15 protein-coding genes are annotated in these 15,448 nt (G+C 64.0%); 8 read left to right on the top strand and 7 right to left on the bottom strand.

Annotation, left to right across the window (positions count from 1 at the left end):
• Window positions 1-196 precede the first annotated feature (196 nt).
• Complete coding sequence (locus JQ587_RS07690; protein ID WP_212297913.1) at window positions 197-1,627, top strand: aldehyde dehydrogenase family protein; 1,431 nt, start codon at window positions 197-199, stop codon at window positions 1,625-1,627.
• A 127-nt stretch (window positions 1,628-1,754) separates the two neighbouring features.
• Here the strand turns inward: JQ587_RS07690 and JQ587_RS07695 are convergent, their stop codons facing one another.
• A complete protein-coding gene (locus tag JQ587_RS07695; RefSeq protein ID WP_212424902.1) occupies window positions 1,755-2,732 on the bottom strand; it encodes an SMP-30/gluconolactonase/LRE family protein in 978 nt (325 codons plus the stop codon).
• An 89-nt stretch (window positions 2,733-2,821) separates the two neighbouring features.
• Between JQ587_RS07695 and JQ587_RS07700 the strand changes: the two genes are divergently transcribed.
• Both JQ587_RS07700 and JQ587_RS07705 read left to right on the top strand, forming a co-directional pair.
• Window positions 2,822-3,646: an NAD-dependent epimerase/dehydratase family protein gene (locus tag JQ587_RS07700; protein ID WP_212424903.1), complete on the top strand. Its 825-nt coding sequence runs from the start codon at window positions 2,822-2,824 to the stop codon at window positions 3,644-3,646.
• A gap of 215 nt (window positions 3,647-3,861) precedes the next feature.
• The gene (locus tag JQ587_RS07705) at window positions 3,862-4,275 is read left to right on the top strand and encodes a hypothetical protein (protein ID WP_212424904.1); all 414 of its coding nucleotides are present in this window, start codon (window positions 3,862-3,864) and stop codon (window positions 4,273-4,275) included.
• Between the two features lie 35 nt (window positions 4,276-4,310).
• Here the strand turns inward: JQ587_RS07705 and JQ587_RS07710 are convergent, their stop codons facing one another.
• The 3 genes from JQ587_RS07710 to JQ587_RS07720 all read right to left on the bottom strand — a co-directional run bounded on the left by JQ587_RS07710 (window position 4,311) and on the right by JQ587_RS07720 (window position 6,166).
• Complete coding sequence (locus JQ587_RS07710) at window positions 4,311-4,994, bottom strand: nitroreductase (RefSeq protein WP_212424905.1); 684 nt, start codon at window positions 4,992-4,994, stop codon at window positions 4,311-4,313.
• 126 nt (window positions 4,995-5,120) lie between these two features.
• Window positions 5,121-5,435 carry a hypothetical protein gene (locus JQ587_RS07715; protein ID WP_212424906.1) on the bottom strand — a complete coding sequence of 105 codons (315 nt, stop codon included), beginning with the start codon at window positions 5,433-5,435 and terminating at the stop codon, window positions 5,121-5,123.
• A 50-nt stretch (window positions 5,436-5,485) separates the two neighbouring features.
• Complete coding sequence (locus JQ587_RS07720) at window positions 5,486-6,166, bottom strand: GntR family transcriptional regulator (RefSeq protein ID WP_212424907.1); 681 nt, start codon at window positions 6,164-6,166, stop codon at window positions 5,486-5,488.
• Between the two features lie 174 nt (window positions 6,167-6,340).
• Between JQ587_RS07720 and JQ587_RS07725 the strand changes: the two genes are divergently transcribed.
• The 4 genes from JQ587_RS07725 to JQ587_RS07740 all read left to right on the top strand — a co-directional run bounded on the left by JQ587_RS07725 (window position 6,341) and on the right by JQ587_RS07740 (window position 11,258).
• Window positions 6,341-8,059, top strand: coding sequence for an IlvD/Edd family dehydratase (locus JQ587_RS07725; protein ID WP_212424908.1), 1,719 nt, complete (start codon window positions 6,341-6,343; stop codon window positions 8,057-8,059).
• Window positions 8,060-8,121: 62 nt separating this feature from the next.
• Complete coding sequence (locus JQ587_RS07730) at window positions 8,122-9,129, top strand: TRAP transporter substrate-binding protein (RefSeq protein WP_212424909.1); 1,008 nt, start codon at window positions 8,122-8,124, stop codon at window positions 9,127-9,129.
• Between the two features lie 213 nt (window positions 9,130-9,342).
• Window positions 9,343-9,921, top strand: coding sequence for a TRAP transporter small permease (locus JQ587_RS07735; RefSeq protein ID WP_212424910.1), 579 nt, complete (start codon window positions 9,343-9,345; stop codon window positions 9,919-9,921).
• A complete protein-coding gene (locus tag JQ587_RS07740; protein WP_188097926.1) occupies window positions 9,918-11,258 on the top strand; it encodes a TRAP transporter large permease in 1,341 nt (446 codons plus the stop codon). Before JQ587_RS07735 ends, JQ587_RS07740 begins: the two co-directional genes overlap by 4 nt.
• A 4-nt stretch (window positions 11,259-11,262) precedes the next feature.
• On the opposite strand, the gene JQ587_RS07745 is transcribed toward JQ587_RS07740, so the two are convergent.
• A complete protein-coding gene (locus JQ587_RS07745; protein ID WP_212424911.1) occupies window positions 11,263-12,057 on the bottom strand; it encodes an enoyl-CoA hydratase/isomerase family protein in 795 nt (264 codons plus the stop codon).
• A 225-nt stretch (window positions 12,058-12,282) separates the two neighbouring features.
• Between JQ587_RS07745 and JQ587_RS07750 the strand changes: the two genes are divergently transcribed.
• Window positions 12,283-13,500 (top strand): NAD(P)/FAD-dependent oxidoreductase, encoded by a 1,218-nt coding sequence (locus tag JQ587_RS07750; RefSeq protein ID WP_212424912.1) that lies wholly within the window; start codon window positions 12,283-12,285, stop codon window positions 13,498-13,500.
• A gap of 41 nt (window positions 13,501-13,541) precedes the next feature.
• On the opposite strand, the gene rbsK is transcribed toward JQ587_RS07750, so the two are convergent.
• On the bottom strand, window positions 13,542-14,447 hold the full coding sequence (gene rbsK / locus JQ587_RS07755) for a ribokinase (protein WP_212424913.1): 906 nt from the start codon (window positions 14,445-14,447) through the stop codon (window positions 13,542-13,544).
• 18 nt (window positions 14,448-14,465) lie between these two features.
• On the bottom strand, window positions 14,466-15,359 hold the full coding sequence (locus JQ587_RS07760) for a sugar kinase (protein ID WP_092295859.1): 894 nt from the start codon (window positions 15,357-15,359) through the stop codon (window positions 14,466-14,468).
• Window positions 15,360-15,448: the final 89 nt, after the last annotated feature.

A 15,448-nucleotide genomic window follows, 5' to 3' on the forward strand; every position in this document is an offset into this window, starting at 1 on the left:
CGTGGTTATGGGTCCCGGCCTTCGCCGGGACGACACCTTGAATGCCGGCACCACCTTGCCACCCCACCATCACCGGCTCATATAACCTCCGTCTGCCGCAACGCTGGCCCCGCATATGGCGGGTTCAATTGCTGGCGCTTTCGTGCAAGGATGCCTGCCGAAACGCCCCCTCCAAGCTCCCAAGAAGAGGTTAACGATGGTCAATCGCATGCAATTCTACATCGACGGCGCCTGGGTCGATCCCGCCGTCAAGAAGTCCACCGCCGTGGTGAACCCCGCGACGGAAGAGGCGATGTACGAGGTTGCGCTGGGCTCCAAGGCCGATGTGGATAAGGCGGTTGCCGCCGCCAAGCGCGCCTTTGCAACCTTCTCCCAGACCAGCCGCGAGGAGCGTGTCGCGCTGCTCACCAAGGTCATCGAGATCTACAAGGGCCGCCTCAAGGAGATCGGCGCCGCCGTCTCCGACGAGATGGGCGCGCCGCTGCCGATGGCGGAGAAGCTCCAGGCCGGCGCCGGCCTCGGCCATCTCATGACCACGCTCGACGTGCTCAAGAACTATCATTTCGAGGAGCCTGTCGGCACCGCCATGGTGCTGCGCGAGCCGATCGGCGTGGTCGGCATGATCACGCCCTGGAACTGGCCGCTCAACCAGATCGCCTGCAAGGTTGCGCCCGCGCTCGCCGCCGGCTGCACCATGATCCTGAAGCCGTCGGAATTCACCCCGACCTCGGCGCTGATCTTCGCGGAAATCCTCCATGAAGCCGGCGTGCCGAAGGGCGTGTTCAATCTCGTCAACGGCCTCGGCCCCGAGGTCGGCGCCGCCATGAGCGAGCACCCCGACATCGACATGATCTCCTTCACCGGCTCGACCCGCGCCGGCATCGATGTTGCGAAGCGCGCCGCGCCGACCGTGAAGCGCGTCAGCCAGGAGCTCGGCGGCAAGTCGCCGAACGTCATCCTCGAAGGCGCCGACCTCACGAAGGCGGTGACCGGCGGCGTGATGCACATGTTCAACAACTCAGGCCAGTCCTGCAACGCGCCCTCGCGCATGATCGTGCCGCTGTCCAAGATGAAGGACGTCGCCGCGATCGCGAAGGCCGTCGCCGACAAGACCAAGGCGGGCGATCCGCGCGCCGAAGGCACCACCATCGGCCCGGTCGTCAACCGCGGCCAGTGGGACAAGATCCAGGGCCTGATCAAGAAGGGCATCGACGAGGGCGCAACGCTCGTCGCCGGCGGCCCGGGCCTGCCCGAAGGCGTCAACAAGGGCTTCTATGTCCGCCCGACCATCTTCGCCGACGTCACCCCCGACATGACGATTGCGCGCGAAGAAATCTTCGGACCGGTGCTGACCATCATCGGCGCCAAGGACGAAGCCGACGCCGTGCAGATCGCCAACGACACGCCGTATGGTCTCGCTGGTTACGTCACCGGCGCTTCGGTCGAGGACGCCAAGCGCGTCGGCCGTCAGATCCGCGCCGGCAACGTCAACCTCCAGGGCGTGCCCAACGACCGCTCTGCGCCGTTCGGCGGCTACAAGCAGTCGGGCAACGGCCGCGAATGGGGCAAGTACGGCCTCGAGGACTTCCTCGAAGTGAAGGCCGTCGCCGGCTTCAACGCAGCGTAGGCGTTAGAGCGCGAACAGAATGGCGCCGGAGCGGGCAACCGCTCCGGCGCTTTTGTTTTTTGCTCCGTCGTCATTCCGGGGCGTCGCGACAGCGCGCGCCCCGGAATGACGATGGAGAGAGGAGCGCCTATCCCCCCAGCGCACCCTGCGTATTCACATACAGCGCGTAGATCGATTGGCTCGCCGCCATGAACAGGCGGTTGCGCTTGACGCCGCCGAAGCAGAGATTGGCGCAGCGTTCGGGCAGCGCAATGCGCCCGATCATGACGCCGTCGGGCGCGAACACGACCACGCCGTCGAGCTCGGGATCGCCCATGCCCCAGCCGCACCAGAGATTGCCGTCGACGTCGCAGCGCATGCCGTCGGGCGTGCCGGGGCCCGCATCGATGTGCACGCGCTTGTTCGAGATCGTGGTGCCGTCAGCCGCAACATCATAGGCGAGGATTTTCCGGTTCGGTTGCCCACGCGATTCCACGACATAGAGGATCTTCTCATCCGGCGAGAAGCACAGTCCGTTCGGGCCGAGCACGCCCTCGGCGACGATCGTCGCCTTGCGGCTCACGGGATCGAGCCGGTAGACGTTCGGATCGATCTCGCTCTCGGCCTTGTAGCCCTCGTAATTGCCGAGCAGGCCGAAGGTCGGATCGGTGAACCAGATCGAGCCGTCTGATTTGACAACGACATCGTTCGGCGAGTTCAACCGCTTGCCGTTGAATTGATCCATCAGCACGGTGGTCCCGCCGTCATATTCGGTGCGGGTCACGCGGCGGCCGCCGTGCTCGCAGGTGACGAGCCGGCCCTGGCGATCCCTGGTGTTGCCGTTGGCGAAATTGGAGGGCTTTCGGAACACCGAAACCGCGCCGGTCTCTTCCTCCCATTTGACGATGCGCTGGTTCGGGATGTCGCTGCAGAGCAGATAGCGCCCGTCCCCGAACCACACCGGGCCTTCGGCCCAGCGCAGGCCGGTCGCCAGCCGTTCCACGGCGGAGAGCTTCAACCAGTATTTTTCGAAGCGGGGATCGAGGGCGTGAATGGCCGGATCGGGGTAATAGGTCGCCGGCCGCCAGCCTGGCCGCTCCTGGATGTGGGACGATGCCTCATTCATGTCGGTTCTCTCGTTTCGTTCCCTCTGGACAATCCAGCTACCATCAGTGATCAACGACCGCAAATCGGTCGCCAAAGACGAGGAAAGACATGCCGCGCATCTTGATGACGGGAGCTTCGGGTGGAATCGGAACGCGCCTGCGCAAATTGCTGCCGCCGATCTATCCGGACCTGCTGCTCTCCGACATCCGCCCGCCTGCGGACCTCGGGCCGAACGAGCAGTTCAAGGCGGCTGATCTCTCCGACCTCGCGCAGTGCGAGGCGATCTGCGAGGGCGTCGACGGCATCATCCATTTCGGCGGCTATTCGGTCGAAGGTCCGTGGAACGACATCCTCCAGGCCAACATCATCGGCGGCTACAATCTGTTCGAGGCCGCGTACCGCAAGGGCGTCAAGCGCGTGGTGTTCGCGTCCTCGAACCATGCCGTCGGCTTCTATCCGCGCCACCGCAGGATCGACACCGACGTCACCGCGCGCCCGGACGGCCGCTATGGCGTCAGCAAGGTGTTCGGCGAAGCGCTCGGCGCGCTCTATGCCGACAAGCACGGCTTGAAAGTGACGTGCCTGCGCATCGGCAATTTCGGTGACGTGCCGCTGGACCTTCGCCGCATCTCGATCTGGCTGAAGCCGGAAGATCTGGTGCAGCTCTGCCAGATCGGGCTCGAGCATCCCGACATCCATTTCGAGATCTTCTACGGCGTGTCGCTGAACGAGCGCGCCTGGTGGGACAACCACCGCGCCTACGAATTCGGCTACCGCCCGACCGGCCGCTCCGAGGATCACGTCGCGCACGCCATGGCCGAGCAGGCCAAGCTGAAGCCCGATCCGATCGGCGATCATTTCCAGGGCGGCGCGTTCTGCAGCAACGAGTTCGACGGCGATAAGAGCCGGATCATTGATTGGAATAAGCGGTAGGGGAAGCGACGCGAGCTGTCTCACAAGGACAGTGAGAGTTGGGCTCGCAGAGAGATCCTCACCGTCATGGCCGGGCTTGTCCCGCCGCGCCGAAGCGGCTTCGGCCGCGCAGGCGGGACAAGCCCGGGCAATGACGGCCCATTGACATAGATCAATCTCACTGCAGGCATCGTCTGGCTCTCGATTGGTGCGATCGCAATTCGAGAACCACGACAATGAAGTTCAAATTGTCAGTCGTCGCAACGCTTGCGATGATCGCTTCAAGACCAGTGCAAGCTGCAGCGCTCAGCGACGCCGAGGCGACATTCCTCGACCAGCTCGTCACCGCATCGGTGGTGCTGGAGCAGCGATGCGTCGGCTTTGAAGCCGATGGCGCCGGCGGCGTTCAACTCGGCGCCCGGCTTCTTGGCGGCCCCAATGCGGCGATGGCGATGATCGACGCTTATTCGGCGGCCATCAAGGCCCGCAATGGCGAGAGCTACGATCCCCGTAAATTCCGTCCCGAGGTCTCCGACGCGGCCAGTAAAACCTTCAAGCGCGTCCGGACGGATTTAATCAGGAGTCCGAAAAGGGCGTGCGCCGATTACGGTGATAGCAGCGTGGATCGCGGTCTGCTGAGGCGTTACTGAACGGGCGACAAGCCCTTGATTGACGAAGGCTGCTTCTAGGCTCCACTCGCAAATCCCACGAAAGTCGTCGCTTCATCGACCGACTTGCGCTCGGATATGACGGCATTGGCAGGAAAGCTGTGATCTGGCCAGCCCAACGCGATGCTTTTCATGATCACTTGATCATCCGCGATCCCGGCATGCTCGCGCACGACGGGGGATTGCATGATGCCCTGGCTGTTGATTACGGCGCCAAGCCCCCGCGACCAGGCCGCGTTGACGAGCGCGGTCGCAACGGCGCCGCAGTCGAAGGCCGTATCGTCGCTGGAGGCCAACTGGCGATCGTATGTGATGATCACGCAGACAGGCGCGTCGAACTGGCGAAAGCCGCGCAGGACCCAGTCTTGGCGCTGCTGCTTGTCATCTCGCGCAATTCCCATGGCACTGAACAGCTGCTTGGCAACGCCAATCTGGCGTTCGCGATGCACGCCCTCGAATGCCTGGCCGGTTCGAAATTCGCGCGAGTGCGGCACGCCCGCCAGATTGCGCTCGGTGTTGCCCTGACGGATACGGTCCAGCGGTGCTCCGGTGATGACATAGAAATTCCACGGCTGGGTATTCATCGACGAAGGCGCGCGCATGGCCAGCGCCAGGATTTCCTTGATCAATTCCGGCGGGACGGGGTCGGGCTTGTAACCGCGAATGCTTCGCCGGCCGAGAATGACATCATCAAATTCCATGTTGCGGCATCCTGAAATTGATATCAGGTCGCGTTCTCCCTCACAGTTCTGATCATGTCCATCACTTTCACGAGCAAAAGGCTTGGCCTTTGCCCGTTTGCCGACGTGCTATTCCAAATTCTGACGTCACGAAGGCTGTTTCAGCGGCGCGTCGGAGAATGCTTTGCGAAGTGCGGGCAATCTACCCGACAGCCCCATATTTTCGGCGGCACGTTCCAGATCACGCCAAAATCCGCCGTGAGCGGAGAGGAGATGACCGAGCTCCTCGATCGTGTCGAGCGCTAGCTCGAGTTCATTGTGTGCGAGGAATTCCTGATATTGCTTCAGCAGCGTAACGCGCGCGTGCTCATGTTGAGCTGGGCTGTCCGGCAGCGCATGTCGCGCCCGTTCGAGCAGCGTCTCGGTGATCTTCCAGCTTTTGATAAGCTGATGGTCCGGCATCAGATCATTTTAGTAGATCTGGATGCCTGGCGGCGATGTCACGCGCGGGCTCAAAGCGTCTCCCCCGCAATCCTCTCCAGATAATCCTTCTTGCTGAACTGCATGTGATCCACACACAGCTGCGCCAGCGCCCAGCTGTCGCGGCCTTTCAACAGCTCGATCATCAGCTCGTGCTGGCGGCGTGATTGCGCAAGCCCCTCGCGATCGGCGAGGTTTTTTGCGCGCATCGGCAGCGTCAAGCTCATATAGTCCTGCAGCGAGCGCACCAGATAGGGATTGCCGCAGGCCGAAAACAGCGCGAGGTGGAAGGCGTCGTTGGCTTCGTGGATGCCCCGCAGATCCTGCACATCCGCCTTCGCGCAATAGTCGCGTTGCAGGGCGGCGAGCTCGTCGATCAGGCCTTGCGGCGCGGGCAGGGGGATCATCAGCGCGGCCTGCCGCGTCAGCATCTCCCTGACTTCGTAGATCTGCCGGACCTCCTCGGCCGAGTAGAACCGCACGGTGGCGCCGACGTTCTTCCCGCGGCGGACGATGCCGCGGCGCTCGGCATCGACCAGCGCCTGCCGCACGAAGTGGCGCGAGGTGCCGTAGCGCGACATCAGCGCGTCTTCGGTCAGCCGCGCGCCCGGCGCGAAGCGGCCGAAGATGATGTCCTCCTCCAGCCGCGCAACGACGTCATCCGGATCGTCGCGCCTGATAGCCATGGCGTCTGCGGTGCGAATGTCGGACATGCCCTCAGCCTCCCGGCGCCCGCCGGCTCGCCCCTAGGGAGCAGGGAAGGGGCAGATTGTCAATAATCCGGATGATTTATGGTACGACGGTCCATAAATGATGGGATAGACGCGTGTCTTATTGACAATCGGGGGCCAGGCTGTACCACAATGGGAGCCTAAGGAGTGACGTGGATGACGAGTGGTTTGCGCAAGGGTCTGACGAGCTATGGCGATGCCGGCTTCTCGCTGTTCCTGCGCAAGGCGTTCATCAAGGCCATGGGCTATTCCGACGACGCTCTGGAGCGTCCGATCGTCGGCATCACCAACACCTATAGCGACTACAATCCCTGCCACGGGAACGTCCCGCAGATTATCGAGGCCGCCAAGCGCGGCGTGATGCTGTCGGGCGCGATGCCGTTCGTGTTCCCGACCATCTCGATCGCCGAGAGCTTTGCGCATCCGACCTCGATGTACTTACGCAACCTGATGGCGATGGACACCGAGGAGATGATCCGGGCCCAGCCGATGGATTCGGTGATCGTGATCGGAGGCTGCGACAAGACGCTGCCGGCGCAGGTGATGGCGGCGATCAGCGCCGATTTGCCGACGGTGGTCATTCCCGTGGGACCGATGGTCGTCGGCCATCACAAGGGCGAGGTGTTGGGCGCGTGCACGGACTGCCGCCGCCTCTGGGGCAAGTATCGCGCCGGCGAGATGGACGATGCCGAGATCGAAGCCGTCAACGGCCGCCTCGCGCCATCGGTCGGCACCTGCATGGTGATGGGTACGGCCTCGACCATGGCCTGCATGATCGAAGCCATGGGCCTGTCGCTGCCGATGAGCGCGACGATCCCGGCGCCGCATGCCGAGCGTTTCCGCCTCGCCGAGGCGAGCGGCAAGGTCGCGGCCGAGATGGCCAAGACCAAGGGCCCCAAGCCGAGCGAGCTTTTGACGCCGGCCTCTTTCAAAAACGCGCAGGTCGTGCTGCAGGCGATCGGCGGCTCGACCAACGGCTTGATCCATCTGACCGCGATGGTGCATCGCTCGCCGCACCGTCTCGATCTCAGCGTGTTCGATCAGATCGGTCGCGAGGTGCCGGTGCTGGTCGATCTCAAGCCCTCGGGCGAGCACTATATGGAGCATTTCCATCACGCCGGCGGCGTGCCGAAACTGCTGGCGCAACTCGGCGATCTCGTCGATCTCGATGCCAAGACGATCTCGGGCCAGACGCTGCGCAATGTCGTCGCGAATGCGGAGGATGTGCCCGGCCAGGACGCGATCCGCTCGCGCGACAATCCGATCAAGAAGGAGGGCGGCCTCGCCGTCCTGCACGGCAACCTCGCGCCGCGCGGCGCTGTGATCAAGCAGTCCGCCGCGAGCCCGAAATTGTTGAAGCATACGGGGCGCGCCGTGGTGTTCGAATCCGTCGAGGATATGACGCTGCGCGTCGACGATCCCGATCTCGACGTCACCGCCGATGACGTGCTCGTGCTGCGCAATGCCGGTCCCAAGGGCGCGCCGGGCATGCCCGAGGCGGGCTATCTGCCGATCCCGAGGAAGCTCGCGCGTTCCGGCACCAAGGACATGGTGCGCATTTCGGATGCGCGCATGAGCGGCACCGCATTCGGCACCATCGTTCTCCACATCACGCCGGAATCCGCCGTTGGCGGGCCGCTGGCGCTGGTCAAGAACGGCGACAAGATCAGCCTGGATGTGGCCAGGCGCAGCATCGAGCTCTTGGTCGATGCCGCCGAGCTCGAGCGCCGGCGCGCGGCCGTGAAGCCGCCTGCTGCGCTCGATGAAGTTCGGCGCGGCTACGCCTGGCTGTTCAACGAGACCATCATGCAGGCCGACGAGGGCTGCGACTTCGACTTCATGCAGAGGACTGGGAAGAAGACCGAAAAGGGCTGATCAACACTCGAACGAGCGCCCAGACCGCTGAAAGCGGCGGGCGATAAAAACAGGGGGAGACGATGATTGCACGATCCTTGCCAGGATTCTTACACGGCTTGGTGGCTGTGGCTGCCATGCTGTTCGTCACGGGCGCCGGAGCACAGGAGGTGAAGCATTATCGCTTCGCCTATGACCAGCCCCGCAACACCGGCTACTCGATCGCCGGCGATCTCTTTGCCGACAAGCTCAAGGAATTGAGCAAAGGCACCATGATCATCGACCAGTACCCCGGCGCGCAGCTCGGGCAGGAGCCGCAGGTGCTTCAGCTCGTGAAGGCCGGCGACGTCGAATTCTCCATCGTCTCGTCGGCCAACACCGCGACGATCTCGCCGCAGGCCGGCGTGATGTCGCTGCACTATCTGTTCCGCGACGAGAACCACGTGATTAAGGGCCTTGCTGATCCGAAGGTGTTCGAAGCCCTCAAGGCTATGATCGAGGAGACCACGCAAGGCCTGCACCTCATCGGTACGGGTTCGCAGGGCGTGCGCCACATGTATTCCAAGAAGGAGATCCATAATGTGGCTGATATCAAGGGTCTGAAAGTCCGCGTGCAGGCGACCGCGACCGAAGACACCATGTTCCCCGCCTATGGCGCCCAGACCGTGCACATGCCGTTCGGCAGTGTCTACACGTCGTTGCAGACCGGCGTCGTCGACGTTGCCGAGAACAGCATCAACGTCTACCTCGTCAACAAGCACTACGAGGTCGCCCCGGTGCTGAACATCACCGAGCACGAGGCCAACAACGCGCTGGTGTTCGTCTCCGACAAGCTCTGGCAGAGCCTGTCGGCCGAGCAGAAGGGCTGGGTGCAGACGGCGGCCAACGAGATCAGCACGAAGGAGCCGGCCAAGGCGTTCGATCTCGAGCGCAGCGCGGCCGAGAAGCTGAAGAAGATGGGCGTCAAGATTGTGGACAACGTCGACAAGAAGAGCTTCACGGCGATCGCCGACCCCTATCTCGACAAGCTCGCCAAGGAGCTCGGCCCGCATGCCGAGAAGATCAAGGATTTGATCCGGTCGATTAATTAGGCCGCGGGCGCCTTACCTCTCCCCATCGGGGAGAGGTCGGATTGCGCAGCAATCCGGGTGAGGGGCCGCGGCGTTCTGTGAGGCTGTAACCCCTCACCCGGACCGCATCTTGCGATGCGATCCGACCTCTCCCTACGGGAGAGGTCGCCATCGACTCGACTAGCAGCGTTTGCAAAGCTCAATCCGCGTTATGCCGGGACGACGAGGGTAACAATGGCCATCGCCGACAAGCTCGTACTCCAACGCCAGCGTCACCTGAAATGGCGCCGGCTCGATTGGCTCGAGCTCGCGCTCATGATCCTCTGTGGCGTGCTCTGCTTCGGCTTCTCGCTGTCGGTCACCGCCGACATCATCACCCGCACCATCGGCCATCCCTGGCTCTGGCTGCAGGAAGTCACCTCGACGCTGTTCATCTACGCGATCTTCATCGGCGCGGCGGTCGCGACCCGGCGCAACGATCACCTCTATCTCACCGCGATTTCCGAGGCGATGCATGGCACGCCACGCGTCATCGTCGAAGTGATGATCCGCCTCATCGTGCTCGGCGTCGCCGTCTGCCTGATCTGGTACGGCTACCAGAATTACCTGCGTGGCTTCGGCAGCTTCCGCCTGCCGTCGGGCACGCCGATCGCCTCGCTCTACGCGATCATACCGCTCTCCGGCATTCTGGTCGGCCTCTTCACCGTCGAGCAGCTCGTCAACGGCCTGCGCAACGGCTTTGACCATCCGGAGCCGCCGGACCAGGATGCCGCGCCGGTCGTGACCGAGACCCAGGTGAGGGCGCAGCCGTGAGCGCACCCATTGTCCTGGCGTTGATGTCGATCTGCTTCCTGTCGTTCGGCTATCTCGGCGTACCCGTGCCGTTCTCGCTGATGGCGGGCGTCTTCATCGGCGCCATCCTGTCCGACGTCTCGCTCGCGGCAATCATCCAGAAGATCTTTGACGGCGTCGATTCCGAGGCGCTGCTGGCGATTCCGTTCTTCCTTTTGGTCGGTGAGCTCATGAGCTCGGCCAATGTGGTGGTGCGAATAGCCAATCTTTCGGTGTCGCTGGTCGGGCATATCAGGGGCGGGCTGTCGCAGGTCGTGGTCGTCTTCAGCATGTTCTTCTCGGAGATGTCGGGTTCGACCACCGCCGATGTCGCCGTGATGAGCCGGGCGCTCGGCGGCCCGATGAAGCGCGAGGGCTATGAGCCCGCCTTCATCGCCGCCATCATCGCCTCCGCCTCGACCATCGCGGCACTGGTGCCGCCGAGCATCACGGCGGTGGTCTATGGCGCGGTCGGCAACGTCTCGATCGCCGGGCTGTTCATGGCGGGTGTGGTGCCCGGCCTGATGATCGGCTTCGGCCTGATGATCTATTGCTATTTCTTCGGCCCGTCCGGCCTGCGCAAGCCGCGCGCGCCGCTGCGGCAGATCGTGTTCGCGGCCGGCGACGCGGCGCTGCCGCTGATGATCCCGGTGATCTTGCTCGGCGGCATCCTGACCGGCTGGTTCACGCCGACGGAAGCCGGCGTCGTCGCCGTGGTCTGGATCATCCTCGTCGTGATCCCCGCGCTCAACCGCGGTCACTTCCGCAAGATCCCTTACGATTTCTGCCTCGCCGGACTGATCTTCTCGCTGCCGCTGATCACGATCGGCGCCGCCAACGCCTTCGGCTGGATGCTCGCTTATTTGCGCGGCGCCAGCTACATCGCCGACATGATCACCTCGATCGCGGGTCACGATCCGCATCTGATCATGCTGCTGATGGTGCTGCTGTTCACCGTGGTCGGCGACTTCATCGAGCCGGTGCCGACCATCATCATCTTCATGCCGCTGGTCAACACGCTGACCGAGGCGGGCGACATCAACGGCGTCCACATGGGCGTGGTGCTGATCGCGACGCTCGCCTTCGGCCTGATCACACCGCCTTATGGTCTGGTGCTGCTGATGGCCTCGAAATTCGTCGGCATCAGTTTCGCGAAAGCGTTGCGCGCGGCGCTACCGATCTATGTGGTGTTCTTCGCCACCATCGCGTTCGCGATCTATTTCCCGAGCGTCGTGCTGTGGCTGCCGCGGCACGTGCTGCCGGAATCGGTCGGCTGCTTCAAGTCGCCGGCGGGGACCGGGTACATCTGCCCGCAATAGAGCGCTACTTGCTCTTGCTGGTAAACTTCTTCACGGCGACGCGGAATTCCTCCGTGTTCATCGCCATGATGATCTTGTGCTCCTCGGCCTCGAGCTGTTGCCTTACCGGCGTCGTCGCCGCCGCATAGACCAGCGATTTGGTGCCTGATATCGCCGCGGGCGGGTTCTGCGCCAACCGTTCGGCGAGCTGCCGCGTCGCGGCCTTCAGCTCGGTTGCCGGTACGGTCTTGACGACGAGGCCCCATTCTTGCGCCTGCTGCGCGGTAAAATTATCCTCGGCGAGGAAGATCTGCAGTGCGCGGCGTGAGCCGACCGTGCCGACGATCCCGACCGTCGAGCCGCCATCCGGCGACACGCCGATTTTGGCGTAAGCCGGGGTGAATTTGGCGTCCTCAGCCGCGATGCAGAGATCGGTGACGAAGGCGAGGCCCATGCCGGCGCCCGCGGCCGAGCCGTGCACGCTGGAGAGCGAGATCTTCGGCATGCGCCGGATGATCTCGATGAAGGAATGATAGTGCTTGAGCAGCTCGCCGACGACCGGCGTCACGGTGTTGGCCTCAGCCGCAGCCCCAATCGTCTGCAGATCGCCGCCGGCGGAAAAGGTGCGGCCTTCGCCCTCGAGCACCACGACCCTGATGGCGTCATCGCCTTCGAGATAAGCCGCAAGCTGTTCGAGCTTTTGCGCGATCGCAAGGTTGATCGAGTTGAACGCGGCGGGACGGTTGAGCGTGATGGTCGCGATCGGGCCGTCGACCCGCAGCAGCGCGGGATCATCGGGCTTTGAGACGGGAGCTGGCATTGGAAATCCCCGGCTGGAGGTTGTTGCTGCAACTAAATCGCAGAAGGCGAGGGGAGACAATCCCCGCAAGCCACCTTGCGCATGGCTGAATGATAGGCTCAAATGGGCCGCCTTCGCCAAAGGGACGGACACGAGCGCCGGTTCCTCCTAGGCAAGCCAAGCCAAAACCAGCGAGAGAGGAGACGACATGGCTAACGCTCGTGCCTTGCAGAAATGGGCTGTCCAATGACGGGCCCGGTGATCATTGTCGGCGCCGGCCATGGTGGCTATCAGGTCGCGGCCTCCCTGCGCCAGGCGGGCTTTTCCGAGCGCATCTGCCTGATCAATGACGAGGCGCATCTGCCCTATCAGCGGCCGCCGCTGTCCAAGGCTTATATCAAAGGCTCGGCGGGGCCCGAGAGCCTGATGTTCCGCCCCGAGAAATTCTACCACGACCAGACCATCGAGCTGATCGCCGGCCGCGCCGTCTCGATCGATCGCGGCGCGCGCACGGTGCTGCTCGCTTCGGGGGAGACGCTGGCCTACGGCCATCTCGTGCTGGCGACGGGCGCGCGCAATCGGCTTCTGGATTTGCCGAATGCGAATCTGCCCGACGTGAAATATTTGCGCATCCTCGACGAGAGCGAGGCGCTGCGAAAGATCATGCCGTCGAAGACGCGGGTCGTGGTGATCGGCGCCGGATTCATCGGTCTCGAATTCGCCGCGACCGCGCGGATCAAGGGCCTCGAGGTCGACGTGCTCGAGCTCGCGCCGCGCGTGATGGCGCGGGCAGTGACCGCGGAGGTCTCGGAATATTTCCAGGCGCGGCACCGCGAGGCCGGCATCCGCATCCATCTCGGCGTGCAGGCGACCTCGATCGAGGCCGAGGGCGGCAAGGTCACCGGCGTGTCCTTGAGCGACGGCCGGCATTTGCCGGCCGACCTCGTCGTGGTCGGCGTCGGCGTGCTGCCGAACATCGAGCTCGCGGCCGAAGCGGGGCTGCCGGTCGCGGCCGGCATCATCGTCGATGAATATCTCGCGACGGCCGATCCGAACATTTCTGCGATCGGCGATTGCGCGCTGTTCGCAAGCCCGCGCTTCGGCGGCTCGCTGCGGCTGGAATCGGTGCAGAACGCCACCGATCACGCCCGCTGCCTCGCGGCGCGGCTGACCGGCGACAAGAAGCCTTATGACGGTCATCCCTGGTTCTGGAGCGACCAGGGCGACGACAAGCTCCAGATCGCCGGCCTCACCACCGGCTACGACCGCGTCGTGCTGCGCGGCGATCCCGTCAAGAAAGCCTTCTCCGCGTTCTGCTACAAGGGCGACAAGCTGCTCGGCATCGAGTCGATCAACCGCGCCGGCGATCACATGTTCGGCCGCCGCCTGCAGGCCATGGACCGCTCGATCACACCGGAGCAGGCCGCCGACGAAAGCTTTGACCTGAAGAGCGCGCTGGCGTGAGTCTTCTCCCTCTCCCCGCAAGCGGGGCGAGGTGAAGAAAGCTACAAAATCGCAGCCACCTCGGCGGCCGTCGGCATCGACGGCCCCGCGCCCATGCGCTGCACGCTGATCGAAGCCGCAGCATTGGCGAAGGCGAGGGCTGCGCGCATGGCGGCCCCATCAGCGAGCTGCGAGGCGAGTGCGCCGACGAAGCAATCGCCGGCGCCTGTGGTGTCGACCGCCTTCACCGCGCGGCCGGGCACCGCAAATTCCTCGTCTCCGGCGAGCGCGAGCACGCCGCGTTTGCCGAGCGTGATGCAGATGGTCTGGTCCTCGCGCGCCTGAAGTTGCCGGGCGACCGCGATGATCTTTGCGGCCTCGTCATCGTCGGAGAGGTCCGCGCCGGCGAGGAAGCCGAGCTCGGTCTCGTTCAGCACGAGGATGTCGACCAGCACAAGCAGCTCGCCGGACATCTTTTGCGCCGGGGCGGGATTCAGCAGCGTCGTTGCGCCGGCGGATCGCGCCCGCTGGAAGAACGCGGCAATGGTCGGCAGCGGGATCTCGAACTGGCTGACGGCGACATCGCCCTTCGCCAGTGGCGCATCCGCGACGTCATCCGCGCTGACCAGCCCATTGCTGCCGGGAATGACGACGATGGTATTGTCGGAGGCGGCGACGGTGATGATGGCGGTGCCGGTGTGCGTATCCGCCTCGAGGACGGAGCCGAGATCGATGCCTTGGGCGCCGAGGAACGTCCTCAGTTCGGCCCCGAACGCATCCTTGCCGAGACGTCCGATCAGCGTCGTCTTCGCGCCGAGCCTGGACGCCGCCACGGCCTGGTTCGCGCCCTTGCCGCCCGGAAAATACAGCACTTGCCGACCCGCGACGGTCTCGCCCACCCTGGGATGGCGATCGGCGGTCGCCACCACATCCATATTGATGCTGCCGGCGACGAAGACGCGGCCCATGAGCAATCCTTTCGAAGTCTAGACCCTGACTTCGAACTCGTGCCTGACTTTGGCGATGTCGACAAGGGTCGGCAGGCCGGCTTCGTTGCCGAGGCGCTGGATCTTGAAGGTCGAGGCCGCCCGGGCAAAGTCGAAATGCTCGCGCCAGCTTTTGCCGGGGTGGGCGAGGTAGGAATAGACATAGGCGCCATGGAAGACGTCGCCGGCGCCGTTGGTGTCGATCACGCGCTCGCGCGGGATCGGCATCGCCGGCATCACCTGGACCGTCCCGGTTTCGTCGTACCAGAGCAGGCCCTTCTCGCCCATGGTGACGCCGCCGATCTTGCAGCCGCGGCTCTTGAGGTAATCGAGCATCTTCTCCGGCGTCAGGTCCATCTGCTCGCACAGGCGTTCGGCGACGATCGCGACGTCGATGAATTCCAGCAGCTCATGCGTGTTGGTGCGCAGGCCGCCGCCGTCGAGCGAGGTCAGGATGCCGGCCTCGCGGCAGACTTTTGCGTAGTGGATCGCGGCATCGGGCTGATGGCCGTCGACATGCAGCGCGCGGCAGCCGCCGAGATTGAGCATCGGGAACGGATGGATGTGCTCGTCGTCGCGGCAGCGGACGATGGCGCGCTTGCCGTCCTTGGGCATGATGAAGGACAGCGAGGACTGGTTCACCTTCCGCCCGTGCAGCGAGATCGCGTATTTCGCGCACATGTCCTGGAACATGCGCCCCAGCCAGTCATTGGCCGCGGTGGCGATCAGATCGGGCACGATGCCGAGCTTGGCGCAGCAGAACGCCGCCGTGACCGCGTTGCCGCCGAACGAGACCGCGTAGTCGGAGGCCACGTGCTTTTCGTCGCCGGTCGGCATGTGGTCGGTGATGAAGACGACGTCGATATAGGTCTGTCCGATAAAGAGAGCCTGCATTGCTTGTCCGTGATGCGCGTGGTGGTCCCGGCCGACGGGCTTACTCTAACACCGGTTCCGCTTCGGGGACGCTGAAATTATTCGCAAAA

This window comes from Bradyrhizobium manausense (assembly GCF_018130615.1).
GTDB lineage: Bacteria > Pseudomonadota > Alphaproteobacteria > Rhizobiales > Xanthobacteraceae > Bradyrhizobium > Bradyrhizobium manausense_A.